General features: G+C 52.2%; 14 protein-coding genes and 1 pseudogene. 14 read left to right on the forward strand and 1 reads right to left on the reverse strand.

What is annotated here, in order from left to right; genetic code table 11:
• Positions 1–69: 69 nt before the first annotated feature.
• The 9 genes from kduD (at position 70) to ABIE29_RS19400 (ending at position 8,727) form a co-directional block, all read left to right on the forward strand.
• A complete protein-coding gene (gene kduD, locus ABIE29_RS19360) occupies positions 70–831 on the forward strand; it encodes a 2-dehydro-3-deoxy-D-gluconate 5-dehydrogenase KduD (protein ID WP_429620398.1) in 762 nt (253 codons plus the stop codon).
• Positions 832–876: 45 nt separating this feature from the next.
• Positions 877–1,521: an RpiB/LacA/LacB family sugar-phosphate isomerase gene (locus tag ABIE29_RS19365; protein ID WP_429620400.1), complete on the forward strand. Its 645-nt coding sequence runs from the start codon at positions 877–879 to the stop codon at positions 1,519–1,521.
• Positions 1,522–1,624: 103 nt separating this feature from the next.
• Positions 1,625–2,176, forward strand: a complete 552-nt coding sequence (gene yfcE / locus ABIE29_RS19370) for a phosphodiesterase (RefSeq protein WP_429620402.1) — start codon at positions 1,625–1,627, stop codon at positions 2,174–2,176.
• Positions 2,177–2,307: 131 nt separating this feature from the next.
• Positions 2,308–2,883, forward strand: coding sequence for an NUDIX hydrolase YfcD (gene yfcD / locus ABIE29_RS19375; RefSeq protein ID WP_429620404.1), 576 nt, complete (start codon positions 2,308–2,310; stop codon positions 2,881–2,883).
• A 674-nt stretch (positions 2,884–3,557) separates the two neighbouring features.
• Entirely contained in the window at positions 3,558–4,448 is an 891-nt protein-coding gene (locus ABIE29_RS19380; protein ID WP_429620406.1) for a carbohydrate ABC transporter permease, read from the forward strand.
• Positions 4,441–5,355, forward strand: a complete 915-nt coding sequence (locus ABIE29_RS19385) for a carbohydrate ABC transporter permease (protein WP_429620408.1) — start codon at positions 4,441–4,443, stop codon at positions 5,353–5,355. Before ABIE29_RS19380 ends, ABIE29_RS19385 begins: the two co-directional genes overlap by 8 nt.
• Positions 5,356–5,368: 13 nt before the next feature.
• The gene (locus tag ABIE29_RS19390) at positions 5,369–6,496 is read left to right on the forward strand and encodes an ABC transporter ATP-binding protein (RefSeq protein WP_429620410.1); all 1,128 of its coding nucleotides are present in this window, start codon (positions 5,369–5,371) and stop codon (positions 6,494–6,496) included.
• A 15-nt stretch (positions 6,497–6,511) separates the two neighbouring features.
• Positions 6,512–7,801: an ABC transporter substrate-binding protein gene (locus ABIE29_RS19395; protein ID WP_429620412.1), complete on the forward strand. Its 1,290-nt coding sequence runs from the start codon at positions 6,512–6,514 to the stop codon at positions 7,799–7,801.
• Positions 7,802–8,034: 233 nt separating this feature from the next.
• The gene (locus tag ABIE29_RS19400; protein WP_429620414.1) at positions 8,035–8,727 is read left to right on the forward strand and encodes an oligogalacturonate-specific porin KdgM family protein; all 693 of its coding nucleotides are present in this window, start codon (positions 8,035–8,037) and stop codon (positions 8,725–8,727) included.
• Between the two features lie 57 nt (positions 8,728–8,784).
• On the opposite strand, the gene ABIE29_RS19405 is transcribed toward ABIE29_RS19400, so the two are convergent.
• Positions 8,785–9,804, reverse strand: coding sequence for a LacI family DNA-binding transcriptional regulator (locus ABIE29_RS19405; RefSeq protein WP_429620417.1), 1,020 nt, complete (start codon positions 9,802–9,804; stop codon positions 8,785–8,787).
• Between the two features lie 376 nt (positions 9,805–10,180).
• On the opposite strand from ABIE29_RS19405, the gene ABIE29_RS19410 reads away from it, so the two are divergent.
• From ABIE29_RS19410 to ABIE29_RS19430, 5 genes and pseudogenes are all read left to right on the forward strand, one after another.
• On the forward strand, positions 10,181–10,624 hold the full coding sequence (locus ABIE29_RS19410) for a PTS sugar transporter subunit IIA (RefSeq protein ID WP_429620419.1): 444 nt from the start codon (positions 10,181–10,183) through the stop codon (positions 10,622–10,624).
• Positions 10,625–10,721: 97 nt separating this feature from the next.
• Complete coding sequence (locus ABIE29_RS19415; RefSeq protein ID WP_024530682.1) at positions 10,722–11,003, forward strand: PTS sugar transporter subunit IIB; 282 nt, start codon at positions 10,722–10,724, stop codon at positions 11,001–11,003.
• 23 nt (positions 11,004–11,026) lie between these two features.
• On the forward strand, positions 11,027–12,409 hold the full coding sequence (locus ABIE29_RS19420) for a PTS ascorbate transporter subunit IIC (protein WP_429620421.1): 1,383 nt from the start codon (positions 11,027–11,029) through the stop codon (positions 12,407–12,409).
• A complete protein-coding gene (locus ABIE29_RS19425) occupies positions 12,406–13,242 on the forward strand; it encodes a transketolase (protein ID WP_429620423.1) in 837 nt (278 codons plus the stop codon). Before ABIE29_RS19420 ends, ABIE29_RS19425 begins: the two co-directional genes overlap by 4 nt.
• Positions 13,235–14,185: pseudogene (locus ABIE29_RS19430) on the forward strand (transketolase family protein); the annotation flags it as partial. The gene ABIE29_RS19425 and the pseudogene ABIE29_RS19430, both read left to right, overlap by 8 nt.
• Positions 14,186–14,380 lie beyond the last annotated feature (195 nt).

The following is a 14,380-nucleotide window of genomic DNA, read 5'->3' on the forward strand; positions in this document are numbered from 1 at the left end:
GGCGGGATCGCAACGCTATCCCCACTTTTGACAAGGGCCGCTGATGCCCTGAGTACTAAGGACAAGAGCATGATTCTCGATAATTTTTCATTACAGGGTAAAGTGGCGATTGTGACCGGTTGTGACACCGGGTTGGGACAGGGGATGGCCCTCGGGCTGGCTCAAGCGGGCTGTGATATTGTTGGCGTTAACGTGGTTGAACCGGAAGAAACCATCGCTAAAGTCACCGCCCTGGGGCGTCGTTTCCTGAGCCTGAAAGCCGATCTGAGCAAGCTGGAAGTGCTGCCTGAGCTGCTGGAGCGCGCGGTGGCGGAATTCGGCCATATCGACATTCTGGTCAATAATGCGGGCATCATTCGCCGCCAGGATGCGCTGCAATTTAGTGAAAAAGATTGGGATGACGTCATGAACCTGAACATCAAGACGGTGTTCTTCATGTCTCAGGCGGTGGCCCGCCAGTTTATTGCCCAAGGCAGCGGCGGCAAGATCATCAATATCGCCTCCATGCTGTCTTATCAAGGGGGCATCCGTGTGCCGTCTTACACCGCGTCCAAGAGCGCCGTGATGGGTGTCACCCGTCTGCTGGCCAACGAATGGGCCAGCCACGGTATCAACGTGAACGCGTTGGCTCCAGGCTATATGGCGACGAACAATACTCGCCAACTGCGCGACGATCAGGCTCGCAGTGAGGAAATCCTCGAGCGTATCCCGGCTGGCCGTTGGGGCCTGCCAGAAGATTTGATGGGGCCGGTGGTATTCCTGGCTTCACCGGCTTCCGATTACATCAATGGCTACACCGTAGCGGTAGATGGTGGCTGGCTGGCTCGCTAATTCGACCAAGAATAACCGATTGATTTTATTTGCGGAGAGCGAAAGATGAATATTGCACTGATGATGGAAAACAGTCAGGCGGGTAAAAATGCGCTGGTTCTCGAACAATTGCAGGCGGTTGCGGTTGGCAACCATGATGCGGTGTTCAACGTGGGTATGAGCGATGAGCAGGATCACCATCTGACCTATATCCATTTAGGGATTATGGCCAGCATTCTGTTGAACGCAGGGGCGGTCGACTTTGTGGTCACCGGCTGCGGTACCGGGCAGGGTGCCTTGATGTCTCTGAACATCCATCCTGGCGTAGTGTGCGGCTACTGTATCGATCCTGCGGATGCCTTCCTGTTCGCGCAGATCAACAACGGTAATGCCCTGTCCCTGCCGTTTGCCAAAGGCTTTGGCTGGGGCGCAGAGCTGAACGTGCGCTATATCTTTGAGAAAGCCTTTACCGGGCGTAAAGGTGAAGGTTATCCGGTAGAGCGTAAGGAACCTCAGGTTCGTAACGCCGGTATTCTCAATCAGGTTAAGCAGGCGGTGATCAAAGACAACTACCTTGATACGCTGCGTGCCATCGATCCGGAACTGGTGAAGACCGCCGTTAGCGGCCCCCGCTTCCAGGAATGCCTGTTCTCCAACGGTAAAAAGCCGGAGATTGTGGCGTTTGTCAAAGAACTGCTGGCCCGCGCCTGATGTTCTTCAGGTGGCCGAATGTCGGCCACCTGTTTTCCCCACCGCTTGTTGTCTAACCCAGCTACGTTAAAATGGTTTCATATTCCGCATCGAAGGAAAGACTATGAAGCTGATGTTCGCCTCGGATCTGCATGGTTCGCTCTCCGCCACCGACAAAATCCTCGAACTGTTTACCCGAAGCCAGGCCGATTGGTTGATACTGTTGGGCGATTTGCTCAATCACGGTCCGCGCAATGCCCTGCCGGATAACTATCAGCCCGCGCAAGTAGCCGAACGATTGAATCAAGTTAGTCACAAGATCGTTGCCGTTCGCGGTAATTGTGACAGTGAAGTCGATCAGATGCTGCTCTCCTTCCCGATGATGGCCCCTTACCAACAGGTGCTATTGGCCAAAAGACGATTGTTTTTAACCCATGGGCACCTTTATCATCCCAATACATTACCGCCTTTAACGGGTGGGGACGTGCTGGTGTATGGTCATACGCATTTGCCCCAGGCACAAAGGCAAGGGGAGATCTACTGCTTTAATCCAGGTTCGGTCAGCATCCCGAAAGGGGGTTTTCCGGCCAGCTATGGCATACTGGCAGACGACGTCTTGAGCGTGCTCGAGTTGCACAACGGCAAGGTTGTTGCAGAGGTGGCGTTAACGCACTAATTTTATAGACCCGGTAGCTCGAAAGTGGCAGCCATGGCTGTGGCTTGACAGAGCAGGGGCATATACCAAGAATAATTGAAGCATAACCCGTGCGCGGCATGCATCGCGCCCAAAATAGAAGGTTTTACAGGATGGCGGAACAGGATCAGGCTGCAGATACCGAGTGGGTTGATATCGTCAACGAGCAAAACGAAGTGATTGCTCAGTCCAGTCGTCAACAGATGCGTGCCCAGCGGCTGCGTCATCGTGCGACCTATATTGTGGTGCATGATGGCATGGGGAGAATTCTGGTGCAGCGACGCACTGATAGCAAAGATTTTTACCCAGGTTGGATGGATGCCACCGCAGGGGGCGTGGTACAAAGCGGCGAAAACGTGCTGGACTCTGCCCGCCGTGAGGCAGAAGAAGAGTTGGGGATCGCAGGGATCCCGTTTGCTGAACATGGTCTGTTCTACTTTGAAGAGCAACAGTGCCGTATCTGGGGGGCGTTGTTTAGCTGCGTCGCCAATGGCCCGTTTGCCCTGCAGGAAGAAGAAGTGGCCGAAGTGACCTGGCTGACGCCAGAGGAGATCACCGCCCGCTGCGACGAGTTCACACCCGACTCGCTGAAGGCATTATCGCTGTGGCTGACGCGTAATAACGGGCAGGACTACGGTAAGCCATTGCCGCGTGAAAGCAGAACCAACTCTGGCGAGGAAAACGCCTGATTTAACGCACGGCCTTGCTGCCCCATAGAGCAGCCAGGCCGTCTGTTCTTCTCCTCAGCCAGACCTTCCCCCTTGCCAATCACCTGAAATGACAAATGTAACCATCAATGATGACATGCATACCTCCCCTCTCGGCCCAACTCCGCTGAATTTACCTATCTACATTTGACTAACCGATTTCATCAACATTGCTATCCTTGGCGTTACAAATTCATCAAGAATAAATATCCTTATTTTTCATTGTATTAGGTTTTGCTTGATACTTTGTTTTGATAATTTTTATTTTTAAATAAAAAATCAAAACAACGTTTCTACTTTGGTCACACTTTTGCCATCCGCTGAATGACGTTGGAAAAATTTCAGATATAATAATTTGAAATAGCGTTTCATTTTGTTGGGTGGTAGATGCCGGGATCATCTGGGAGACCGAAAAATGGACTTAGCCTGCTGTAGTAAGCAACCCGACGGCATAGTGGCAATGCGAGCATTGGTCGCCGATTACTGGCTGAGATTGGCTGGCGATCGTCTGAAAAAATTTATTGATTTATCACTATGGGAGGGATGCTGAACCTGGGCAGACTGCCTGGCTTGTCATTTCTATGGTTTTATTTTGCTTAAATTTTACTTAACTAATTTCCTTTCTTTTTCTATTTAAATGGCTATGGGTAACAACCATGAATGAAAACAGAATGCTGGGGTTAGCCTATATATCACCTTATATAATAGGGTTGATCATATTTACGGCGTTCCCCTTTGTGTCATCATTCTTGCTGAGCTTTACGGAATATGACCTGATGAATCCCCCGGTATTTAACGGGGTGGAAAACTATCGTTATATGCTGATGGAAGACCATCTTTTTTGGAAATCGATGGGTGTCACCTTTGCATATGTGTTTCTGACTATCCCGTTAAAATTGGCATTTGCGTTAGGTATCGCTTTTGTCCTTAATTTTAAACTGCGTGGCATCGGTTTTTTCCGTACGGCGTATTACGTTCCTTCTATTCTGGGCAGCAGCGTGGCTATCGCCGTGCTGTGGCGCGCTCTGTTTGCCATCGACGGGCTGCTAAACAGCTTTATCGGTGTCTTTGGTATGGATCCGATCAACTGGTTGGGAGAGCCTTCACTGGCATTAATGTCGGTCACGTTGCTGCGTGTATGGCAGTTCGGCTCCGCGATGGTGATCTTCCTGGCGGCGTTGCAAAACGTGCCACAGTCACAATATGAAGCGGCCATGATTGATGGCGCTTCCAAGTGGCAGATGTTTATGAAGGTCACGGTACCACTGATCACGCCGGTGATTTTCTTCAACTTTATTATGCAGACCACGCAGGCGTTTCAGGAGTTTACGGCTCCGTATGTGATTACCGGTGGCGGGCCAACCCATTATACCTATCTGTTCTCACTGTATATCTACGATACCGCCTTTAAATATTTTGATATGGGTTACGGTGCCGCATTGGCGTGGATCCTGTTCCTGGTGGTGGCTCTGTTCGCCTCAATCGCCTTTAAATCATCGAAGTATTGGGTCTTCTACTCGGCAGACAAGGGTGGCAAAAATGACTGACATGCAACAGAACCAATTACCCATGTCCAGTGCGCAGGAAATGGCCGAACGTGAAGTTCAGCGCACCTTGCGCCGGGAAAAGATCAGCGCCGCTATTCGTTACGTCGTGCTGCTGCTGGTGGGGTTGTTGATGCTTTATCCGCTGGTGTGGATGTTCTCAGCATCATTTAAACCCAACCAGGAGATCTTCACTACCCTGGGACTGTGGCCAGAAAATGCGACCTCGGACGGTTTCGTCAACGGTTGGAAAACCGGCACGGAATATAACTTTGGTCATTACATGCTTAATACTTTCAAGTTTGTGATCCCCAAGGTGTTACTCACCATTATCTCTTCGACCATTGTGGCCTACGGCTTTGCCCGTTTTGAGATCCCGTGGAAGAAATTCTGGTTTGCCACGCTGATCACCACCATGTTGCTGCCAAGCACGGTGTTACTGATCCCGCAATACATCATGTTCCGTGAAATGGGCATGCTGGACAGCTACCTACCGCTCTATTTGCCGCTGGCATTTGCGACCCAAGGGTTCTTCGTCTTTATGTTGATCCAGTTCCTGCGTGGTGTGCCACGGGATATGGAAGAGGCGGCCCAGATTGATGGCTGCAACTCGTTCCAGGTGCTGTGGTATGTGGTGGTGCCGATCCTGAAACCGGCGATTATCTCCGTCGCCCTGTTCCAGTTTATGTGGTCGATGAATGACTTTATTGGCCCGTTGATCTACGTCTACAGCGTCGATAAATACCCGATTGCGCTGGCGTTGAAAATGTCTATCGACGTGACAGAAGGTGCGCCGTGGAACGAAATCCTGGCTATGGCAAGCATCTCTATTCTGCCGTCCATCATCGTGTTCTTCCTGGCCCAACGCTACTTTGTGCAGGGCGTTACCAGCAGCGGCATTAAAGGTTAATTGAGGATCTATCATGGCTGAAGTCATTTTTAACAATCTGCAGAAAGTGTACAGCAACGGTTATAAGGCGGTACATGGCATCAATCTGACCATTGCCGATGGCGAGTTTATGGTGATTGTCGGCCCTTCCGGCTGCGCCAAATCGACCACGCTGCGGATGTTGGCGGGGCTGGAAACCATTAGCGGCGGCGAAGTGCGCATTGGCGATCGCGTGGTGAATAACCTGGCCCCTAAATCCCGTGGCATTGCCATGGTGTTTCAGAACTATGCGCTGTATCCGCATATGACGGTAAAAGATAACCTGGCGTTTGGTTTGAAGCTGAGCAAGCTGCCTAAAGAGCAGATTGAAGAGCAGGTCAACGAAGCCGCCAAGATCCTGGAGCTGGAAGAGCTATTGGATCGTTTGCCACGCCAACTCTCCGGTGGGCAGGCGCAGCGTGTTGCCGTGGGCCGCGCGATTGTGAAAAAGCCCGACGTGTTCCTGTTCGATGAACCGTTGTCTAACCTGGATGCCAAGCTGCGTGCCTCCATGCGTATCCGTATTTCCGATTTGCACAAGCAGCTGAAAAAGAGCGGCAAACCGGCGACCACCGTCTACGTCACCCACGATCAGACCGAAGCCATGACCATGGGCGACCGTATCTGCGTGATGAAGCTGGGCCATATCATGCAGGTGGATACGCCAGACAATCTGTACCACTTCCCGAAAAACATGTTCGTTGCCGGCTTTATCGGTGCGCCAGAAATGAATATCAAGCCGAGTAAACTGGTCGAGCAGGACGGCAAAATCGGCCTCACCGTCGGTAATTACACCTTGACCCTCAGCCAGCATCAGCAGGATAAGGTCGCCAGCTTTGTCGGGCAGGACGTGTTCTTTGGCGTGCGGCCCGAGTTTGTGTCGATTTCAGAGTCGCCGTTTGAGGGCAACCACTCCGAAGGGGAATTGGTCCGCGTCGAGAATATGGGCCATGAGTTCTTTGTTTACCTGAAGGTGAATGATTTTGAACTGACCTGCCGTATTCCTTCCGATGACGTCAAACCGATCCTGAAAAATGGGCTGCATCGTCCGGTTTACTTCAAATTCGATATGGATAAATGCCACATTTTTGATGCGAAAACAGAAAAGAATATTTCTCTTTAACAGGAGTGGTCAATAATGAAAAAAATAGTCTTACGTACCCTGGTAGCCTCATCCATGGCGATATTTGCCCATCAGGCCTTTGCTGCTGAACAGGTTGACTTACGTATGTCCTGGTGGGGAGGTAATGGCCGCCATCAGGTTACGTTGAAAGCGATCGAAGCGTTCGAGAAGCAGAACCCGAATATCAAGGTGAAATCGGAATATACCGGCTGGGACGGTCACCTTTCACGCCTGACCACCCAAATCGCCGGGGGCACCGAGCCGGATGTGATGCAAACCAACTGGAACTGGCTGCCGATCTTTTCAAAAACCGGCACCGGGTTCTATGACCTGAACAAGGTGAGTGAGTATCTGGATCTGACCCAATTTGATGCCAAAGAGCTGCAAACCACCACGATTGACGGCAAGCTGAACGGCATCCCGATTTCCGTGACCGCGCGCGTTTTCTATTATAACGATGTCACCTGGAAAGACGCGGGTGTGCAATATCCCAATAACTGGGATGAATTGCTCGCCACCGGTAAAACCTTCAAAGAAAAACTGGGCGAGAAATATTATCCGGTGGTGTTGGAGCACCAGGATACCTTTGCGCTGTTACGCTCGTATATGATCCAGAAACATAACGTCGATATTATCGACGAGTCGCAGAAGAAATTTGCCTACACCGAAGCGCAATGGGTCGATTTCTTCCAGATGTATAAAGACATGGTGGATAGCCACGTCATGCCGTCATCGAAATACTATGCCTCGTTCGGCAAAAGCAATATGTATGAGATGAAACCCTGGATTGCGGGGGAGTGGGGCGGAACCTATATGTGGAACTCCACCATCAACAAATATTCCGACAACCTGAAGGCACCGGCCAAGCTTGAACTGGGCCCATACCCGCTGTTGCCCGGGGCCAAGGATGCCGGATTGTTCTTCAAACCGTCGCAAATGTTCTCGATTGGTAAAAGCAGCAAGCATCCAAAAGAAGCGGCAATGTTGATTAACTTCCTGTTAAACAGCAAGGAAGGCGTTGAGGTGCTGAAGCTGGAGCGTGGCGTACCGCTGAGTAACGTTGCCGTCAGCCAGTTGCGCGAAAGCGGCGCAATCCAGGATAGCGATCCGGCGGTTTCCGGGTTGAAGCTGGCCCTGTCGTTGCCGCATGCCATCAGCGCTTCACCTTACTTTGACGATCCGCAGATCGTGGTGCTGTTCCAGGATGCCATTCAGTCTCTCGATTACGGTAAAAAAACGGTTCAGGAAGTGGCGACAGATTTCCAGCGCCAAGGCGACCGTATTCTGAAACGCGCAATGAGATAACACTAATCCCCATCTCGGTGGGGATATGAAAAATAATAGCAGCGCTATATTTTTCTTGTTTAAAATGATAGGGAACCTGGGTATTAAATAATATTAATGACAGCCTCAACACTCTAAAAGTGAGCGCTATTACTTTGCCGATTTCTGAGTGGTGATTATTTTCAATGGTTATATAGCCTCCCTTGATAACAAGGGAGCCATCTTCTTATAATTAAATAATAAGGCTAGTAATAATGAAATTTAAATTATTGACTCTGGTGTTAGCCTCCGTAGCCAACTTTAGTGCAATGGCCATGTCGCTTGATTTGCGCCATGAGTGGCAGGATACCGCCAAGGGCGACCATAAGGATCGTATGCTGGTCTCGCATCGTTTCGATAACGGTCTGGGATTCTCTCTGGAAGCAAAATGGCGTCAGGACTCTTCAGACTCGACGCCTGATAAACCTTTCCACGAGCAGGTCAGTAATGGGACAGAAGCCGTCGTCAGCTATCAGCACAAATTTGATGCGATCACTCTGCAACCTGGGTTCTCGTTAGAGTCCAACAGTAATAATAACGGTTATCGTCCTTATCTGCGTGCGCAGTATAACTTTACCAAAGACATTTATGTGGCAGGCAGATATCGCTACGAATATAAGCGCACCACCTCAAAAGGTTCAGAGGGGGATGAGAAAACCAACCGTGGCGATTTTTGGTTAGGTTATAACTTCTACAAGGACTGGTCGGCCGAATATAACTACGTGTATAAGAGCAGCAACAAGGTTATTTTTGACGATGGCAAAACCGATTACGAACATAACGTCAAGCTGGCTTACAAATGGGATAAAAACTGGAAGCCTTATGTTGAGGTGGGGAACGTGAAGCAAGATAGCCAACACGATAACCGCCAGACGCGCTACCGTGTCGGGATAAACTACAGCTGGTAAGCGTTGTTAAGATACCGGGAATACCGACTTATCGGCGGGTTCCCGGTATCGTCATCGTTAACAGCTGCTACGACGGCACAGGGTCGAAGGGATCGAACCTTCGGGCTGCCAGGGCTGATCGTTCAAGCGTGCCAACAATGCCTTACCTGCCTGGATACCAATCTCCTTATGCGGCACGGTCATGGTCGTCAGCGGTGGCTGACAGACCTGGCTGACCTCGCTGTTGCCAAACCCCACGATAGCCAACTGCTCCGGCACCTTGATCCGCCGCCGCTGGCATTCATACAGCGCACCGCAGGCCAGTTCATCAGACGCACAGACCAAGGCATCCAACTCCGGCCAGGCCAGTAAAAACTCCGGCAATTGCTGGGCGCCGAGGCTGAAGCTGGCGGGTTGTGCGGCATTAATCACCCGATGGGGGGACATGTGGTTTTGCAGTAGCGCTTTGTGCCAGCCTTGCAGATGCTGTTGGAAAATCCACTGTTCCTGATTGGCGCACAACAGGCCAACATTCTGATACCCGCTGGCGATCACGGTTTGAGTGAGCTGATACATCGCGGCGACGTAATCGATGCCGATATTTATGTCGATTGGGTCGGTGCGGATTGCCCCAATTTCCACCACCGGAATATTGGCTGCGGTTAATGCCTGACGGGTACTTTCAGAATGCTCAATGCTTAACAGCACGGCCGCAGCCAGGTTGTAAGAGAGCAGGGTTTCCAGCAACGTTTCTTCACGCTCGATATGATGTTGGGACTCGGCCAACATGATCTGATAACCCGCCGGTTGCAGTACCCGCTGTAGCCCGGCAAACATATCCGCACAGCCGGACTCGGAAAAACTCGGCACCACCATGGCGATGGTATAAGAAGACGCCGAAGCTAACGAACTGGCCGCCAGGTTGGGGAGGTAACCCAACTCACTGACCGCCGCCTCAATTTTTTCTCTCAGCTTATCTGAAACCTGTTCCGGCGTGCGTAGCGCCCGCGAGACGGTCATGGTGCCCACGCCTGCCAATTGGGCTACGTCGGCCAGGGTAACCCGGCCGGTACTGCGTCGTTTTTTACCGATCGACATTGCTGATCCTGACTGAAATGCGCGCATAACGCATAAATGAGCTCATGGGGTGAAACCCATTATTGGGGTTCAACGTTCCCGCTTCTGTGCTCATTCTACCCCGTTCCTTGGGTGATCGATAAAAAAACTGAGCCGTCGGGTTTCAGCCGCCATGGTTTTGATAGCGCTATCACAGATCTGCATGCTCGATTTTTGGTAGCGCTATCTTTGTGCGGTTGGTCACGGTTTAACCCCAGCTCGTTGATTAAAGTTTTACCGTCGCCGGGCTATTCCATGACGGCCACGCGCCATCAAGCGTTCCATAGCCAACAGATTTCGCCCCGCTAGGGTTCGGAAATACTGGTGGCTTAAGGGCGAAAACCCATAAGGAGGAGATGTGCTCAACGACTGGCTGAACGCCGATCACATTCAACTGTGTGACCAGGTTACCGACTGGCAAGAGGCGGTCACGCTGAGCGCCCAGCCGCTGCTGCAGCGCGGTGTGATCACCGCCGACTACCTGACGGCGATATTTCGCCAACATCAGGCGCTGGGGCCCTATTTCGTGTTGGCACCCGGTATCGCCATGCCCCATGCCAGGCCGGAAGAGGGGGCCACCGCGCTCGGTCTTTCACTGTTGAAGATCAATCAGGGCGTGCATTTTCAATCCGCAGATAACGACCCGGTCTTCGTCGTGGTGATGCTTTCCGCTCCGGATAGCAGTAGCCATATTGCAATGATCTCGCAACTGGCCGAGTTATTTTCTGATAGCGAGGCTATGGACAAGATTTTCCGGGCAAAAACCAAACGGCAAATTGAGGACGTTATCGCCAATTATTAATTCCTGATAGGTAATACCCACAGTTTATTTTAATACTCAGCATCCGATGAATATCGGGTGAGGCTTCCCTACAAATAAAATTTAACAGGTACGCATAATGAAAATCATGGCTATTTGTGGCTCAGGATTGGGCAGCAGCTTTATGGTGGAAATGAACATCAAGAAAGTGCTGAAGAAAATGAATATTGAGGCGGAGGTTGAACACTCCGATCTTTCCTCGGCAACGCCGGGTGCGGCAGACATCTTCGTGATGGCGAAAGATATTGCCGCTAGCGCCAGCGTGCCGGCTGACCAGTTGGTAGTGATCAGCAATATCATTGATATTAATGAGCTTGAAGCCAAGCTGCGTGCTTACTTCGCAGCCCACTCCATTATTTAATCTGACCCGTTGGCGAGGTGGATATGTTTATCCAGGAAACGCTCAAGTTTGTGGTTGATATATTAAAGGTCCCGGCGGTATTGGTTGGGGTGATTGCCTTGATTGGTTTGCTGGCACAAAAGAAATCTTTTTCCGACGTGGTCAAAGGTACGGTTAAAACCATTCTGGGCTTTATTGTGTTGGGCGGTGGGGCGACGGTATTAGTCGGCTCGCTGAATCCATTAGGCGGCATGTTTGAGCATGCGTTCAATATTCAGGGGATCATTCCCAATAATGAAGCCATTGTCTCTATTGCACTAGAGAAATACGGTGCCTCCACTGCGCTGATCATGGCGTTTGGTATGGTGGCCAACATCGTCGTGGCTCGCTTTACCCGCTTGAAATACATCTTCCTGACCGGGCACCACACCTTCTACATGGCCTGTATGATCGGCATCATCCTTACCGTGGCCGGTTTTGAGGGCGTACAGCTGGTGTTCACCGGAGCGCTGACGCTGGGGTTGGTGATGGCGTTCTTCCCGGCGATCGCCCAGCGCTATATGCGTCGCATTACCGGCAACGACGACATTGCCTTTGGCCATTTCGGCACCCTGGGCTATGTCCTTTCCGGTTGGCTCGGTTCCAAGGTGGGGAAAAACTCGCGTTCTACCGAGGAGATGAACTTACCGAAAAACCTCAGCTTCCTGCGTGACAGTTCGATTTCCATCTCGATGACCATGATCGTGATCTACCTGATCCTGGCTATCTGTGCGGGTCAGGACTACGTCGAAAGCCAATTGAGCGGCGGGCAAAACTATCTGGTGTACTCGATTATTCAGGCGATCACCTTTGCCGCCGGGGTATTTATCATTCTGCAAGGGGTACGCCTGATCCTGGCCGAGATCGTCCCGGCCTTTACCGGTTTTTCGGAAAAACTGGTGCCAAATGCCCGCCCGGCACTGGACTGCCCGGTGGTCTATCCCTACGCCCCCAATGCGGTGTTGATTGGCTTCCTGTTCAGCTTCCTGGGTGGCCTGGCAGGTCTGTTCCTGCTCGGCCAAATGAAGATGGTGCTGATCCTGCCGGGCGTGGTGCCGCACTTCTTCACCGGAGCCACTGCCGGGGTGTTCGGCAATGCGACCGGCGGGCGGCGCGGTGCCATGCTGGGGGCATTTGCCAACGGCCTGTTGATTACCTTCCTGCCGGTGCTGTTGTTACCGGTGCTGGGCGCGCTGGGTTTTGCCAATACCACTTTCTCCGATGCGGACTTCGGCGTGGTGGGGATCGTGTTGGGCAATATGGCGCGCTTCCTGACCAAAGAAATGATCATGGTCGCGATTGTCGCCATCTTTGGCCTGCTGGTCGCGCATAACTTCCTGGGGAAACGCAAAGATGCCCCAGCCAGAAACAAGGAGGAAAGTTCATGAGCAACACCGTGACTGATTTGACGCAATTGGCCGGGGCGATCCGGCTGGAAACGCTGAAGGCGTTAACTGGGCTGGGGTTTGGCCATTACGGCGGCTGTATGTCGGTGGTTGAAACGCTGGCAGTGCTGTACGGCGAAGTGATGCGTATCGATCCGGGTGATCCGGATTGGCCAGAGCGTGATTATTTCGTGCTGTCGAAGGGCCATGCTGGCCCGGCGCTGTACAGCGTGCTGGCGCTCAAAGGCTACTTCCCGTTGGAACAGCTGCAAACGCTTAACCAGAATGGCACCCGGTTGCCGAGCCATCCTGATCGCCTGCTGACCCGTGGGGTGGATGCCACTACCGGATCGCTCGGGCAAGGGGTCTCTATCGCTGCCGGTATGGCGCTTTCACACCAACTGGCAAAGCGCAGCAACCGGGTATTCTGCATCCTGGGGGATGGGGAACTGAACGAAGGCCAATGCTGGGAAGCCTTGCAGTTTATCGCCCACCACAACCTGCATAATCTGACGCTGTTTATTGATTACAACAAACAGCAGCTGGACGGCACGCTGGATGAGGTGATCAAGCCCTTCGATCTGGCCGCTAAATTCCGCGCCTTCGGTTTTGAGGTGCAAACCGTTCGTGGGGATGACATTGCGGCGATCCTTGATGCCGTGTTGCCGGAACGCAGTGGCGAGCAGCGACCATTGGTGGTGATCCTCGATAGCCTCAAGGGGCAGGGCGTAGCGTATCTGGAGAACCTGAAAAACTCACACCATCTGCGTTTAACACCAGATGTTCGTCGCGAAATCGAAAAGGCCATTGCCGAACTGGAGGCCGCCTATGTTTAATCTGGAAATGCCGTTGGAAAAAGACGCCGTAGAAATGCGCAAGGTATACGCCAGCGTGATCCGCCAACAGGCCGAAGCCGATACGCCGGTGATCGCACTGGAAGCCGATCTGATGAGTTCGATGGCGATGGATGGCGTACATAAGGATCACCCAGAGTGGGTTATTAACTGCGGCATCATGGAGGCCAATGTGATTGGCGTCGCCGCCGGTTTGTCGCTGACCGGGCGGGTGCCTTTTGTCCACACTTTCACCGCCTTTGCCAGCCGCCGCTGTTTCGATCAGCTGTTTATGTCGCTGGACTATCAGCGCAACAACGTCAAGGTGATCGCTTCCGATGCCGGGGTCAGCGCCTGCCATAACGGGGGCACGCATATGTCGTTTGAAGACATGGGGATCGTGCGTGGTCTGGCGCATTCGGTGGTGCTGGAAGTGACCGACGCCACCATGTTCCAGGCTATTTTGCAGCAGTTGGTTAAGTTGCAAGGCTTCTACTGGGTGCGAACCATCCGTAAGCAGGCGACACGCATTTATCCCGCAGGCTATCGTTTCACCATCGGCAAGGCTAATCTGCTGCGTGACGGCAGCGATATTACGCTGATCGCCAACGGCATTATGGTGGCTGAAGCGTTGCAGGCGGCGCAGGAACTGCAACAGCGTGGCATCAGTGCGGCGGTAATCGATATGTTTACGCTCAAGCCTATCGATCGTGAAATCATCAAAACCTTTGCGGCGAAAACCGGCCGGATCGTTACCTGCGAGAACCACAGCATTCATAACGGACTTGGCTCGGCGGTGGCGGAAGTGCTGGTGGAAGAGTGCCCGGTACCGATGCGGCGGGTAGGGGTAAATGGCCGCTATGGGCAAGTGGGTACGCAGGAGTTCTTGCAGCAGGAATATGGTTTGACGGCGGCGCATATTGTGGCGGCGGCGGATGAGCTGCTGAACCCTCACCCCAACCCTCTCCCACAGGGAGAGGGAGCTGATAGCCCGTACCCTGTTGGAGGTAAATAGATAATCTCAACAGATTTACCTCCAACCCTCGCAGGGAGAGGGAGCTGATAGCCCGTACCCTGTTGGAGGTAAATAGATAATCTCAACAGATTTACCTCCAACCCTCGCAGGGAGAGGGAGCTGATA

This window comes from Serratia sp. 2723, from assembly GCF_050434425.1.
Lineage (GTDB): Bacteria > Pseudomonadota > Gammaproteobacteria > Enterobacterales > Enterobacteriaceae > Chania.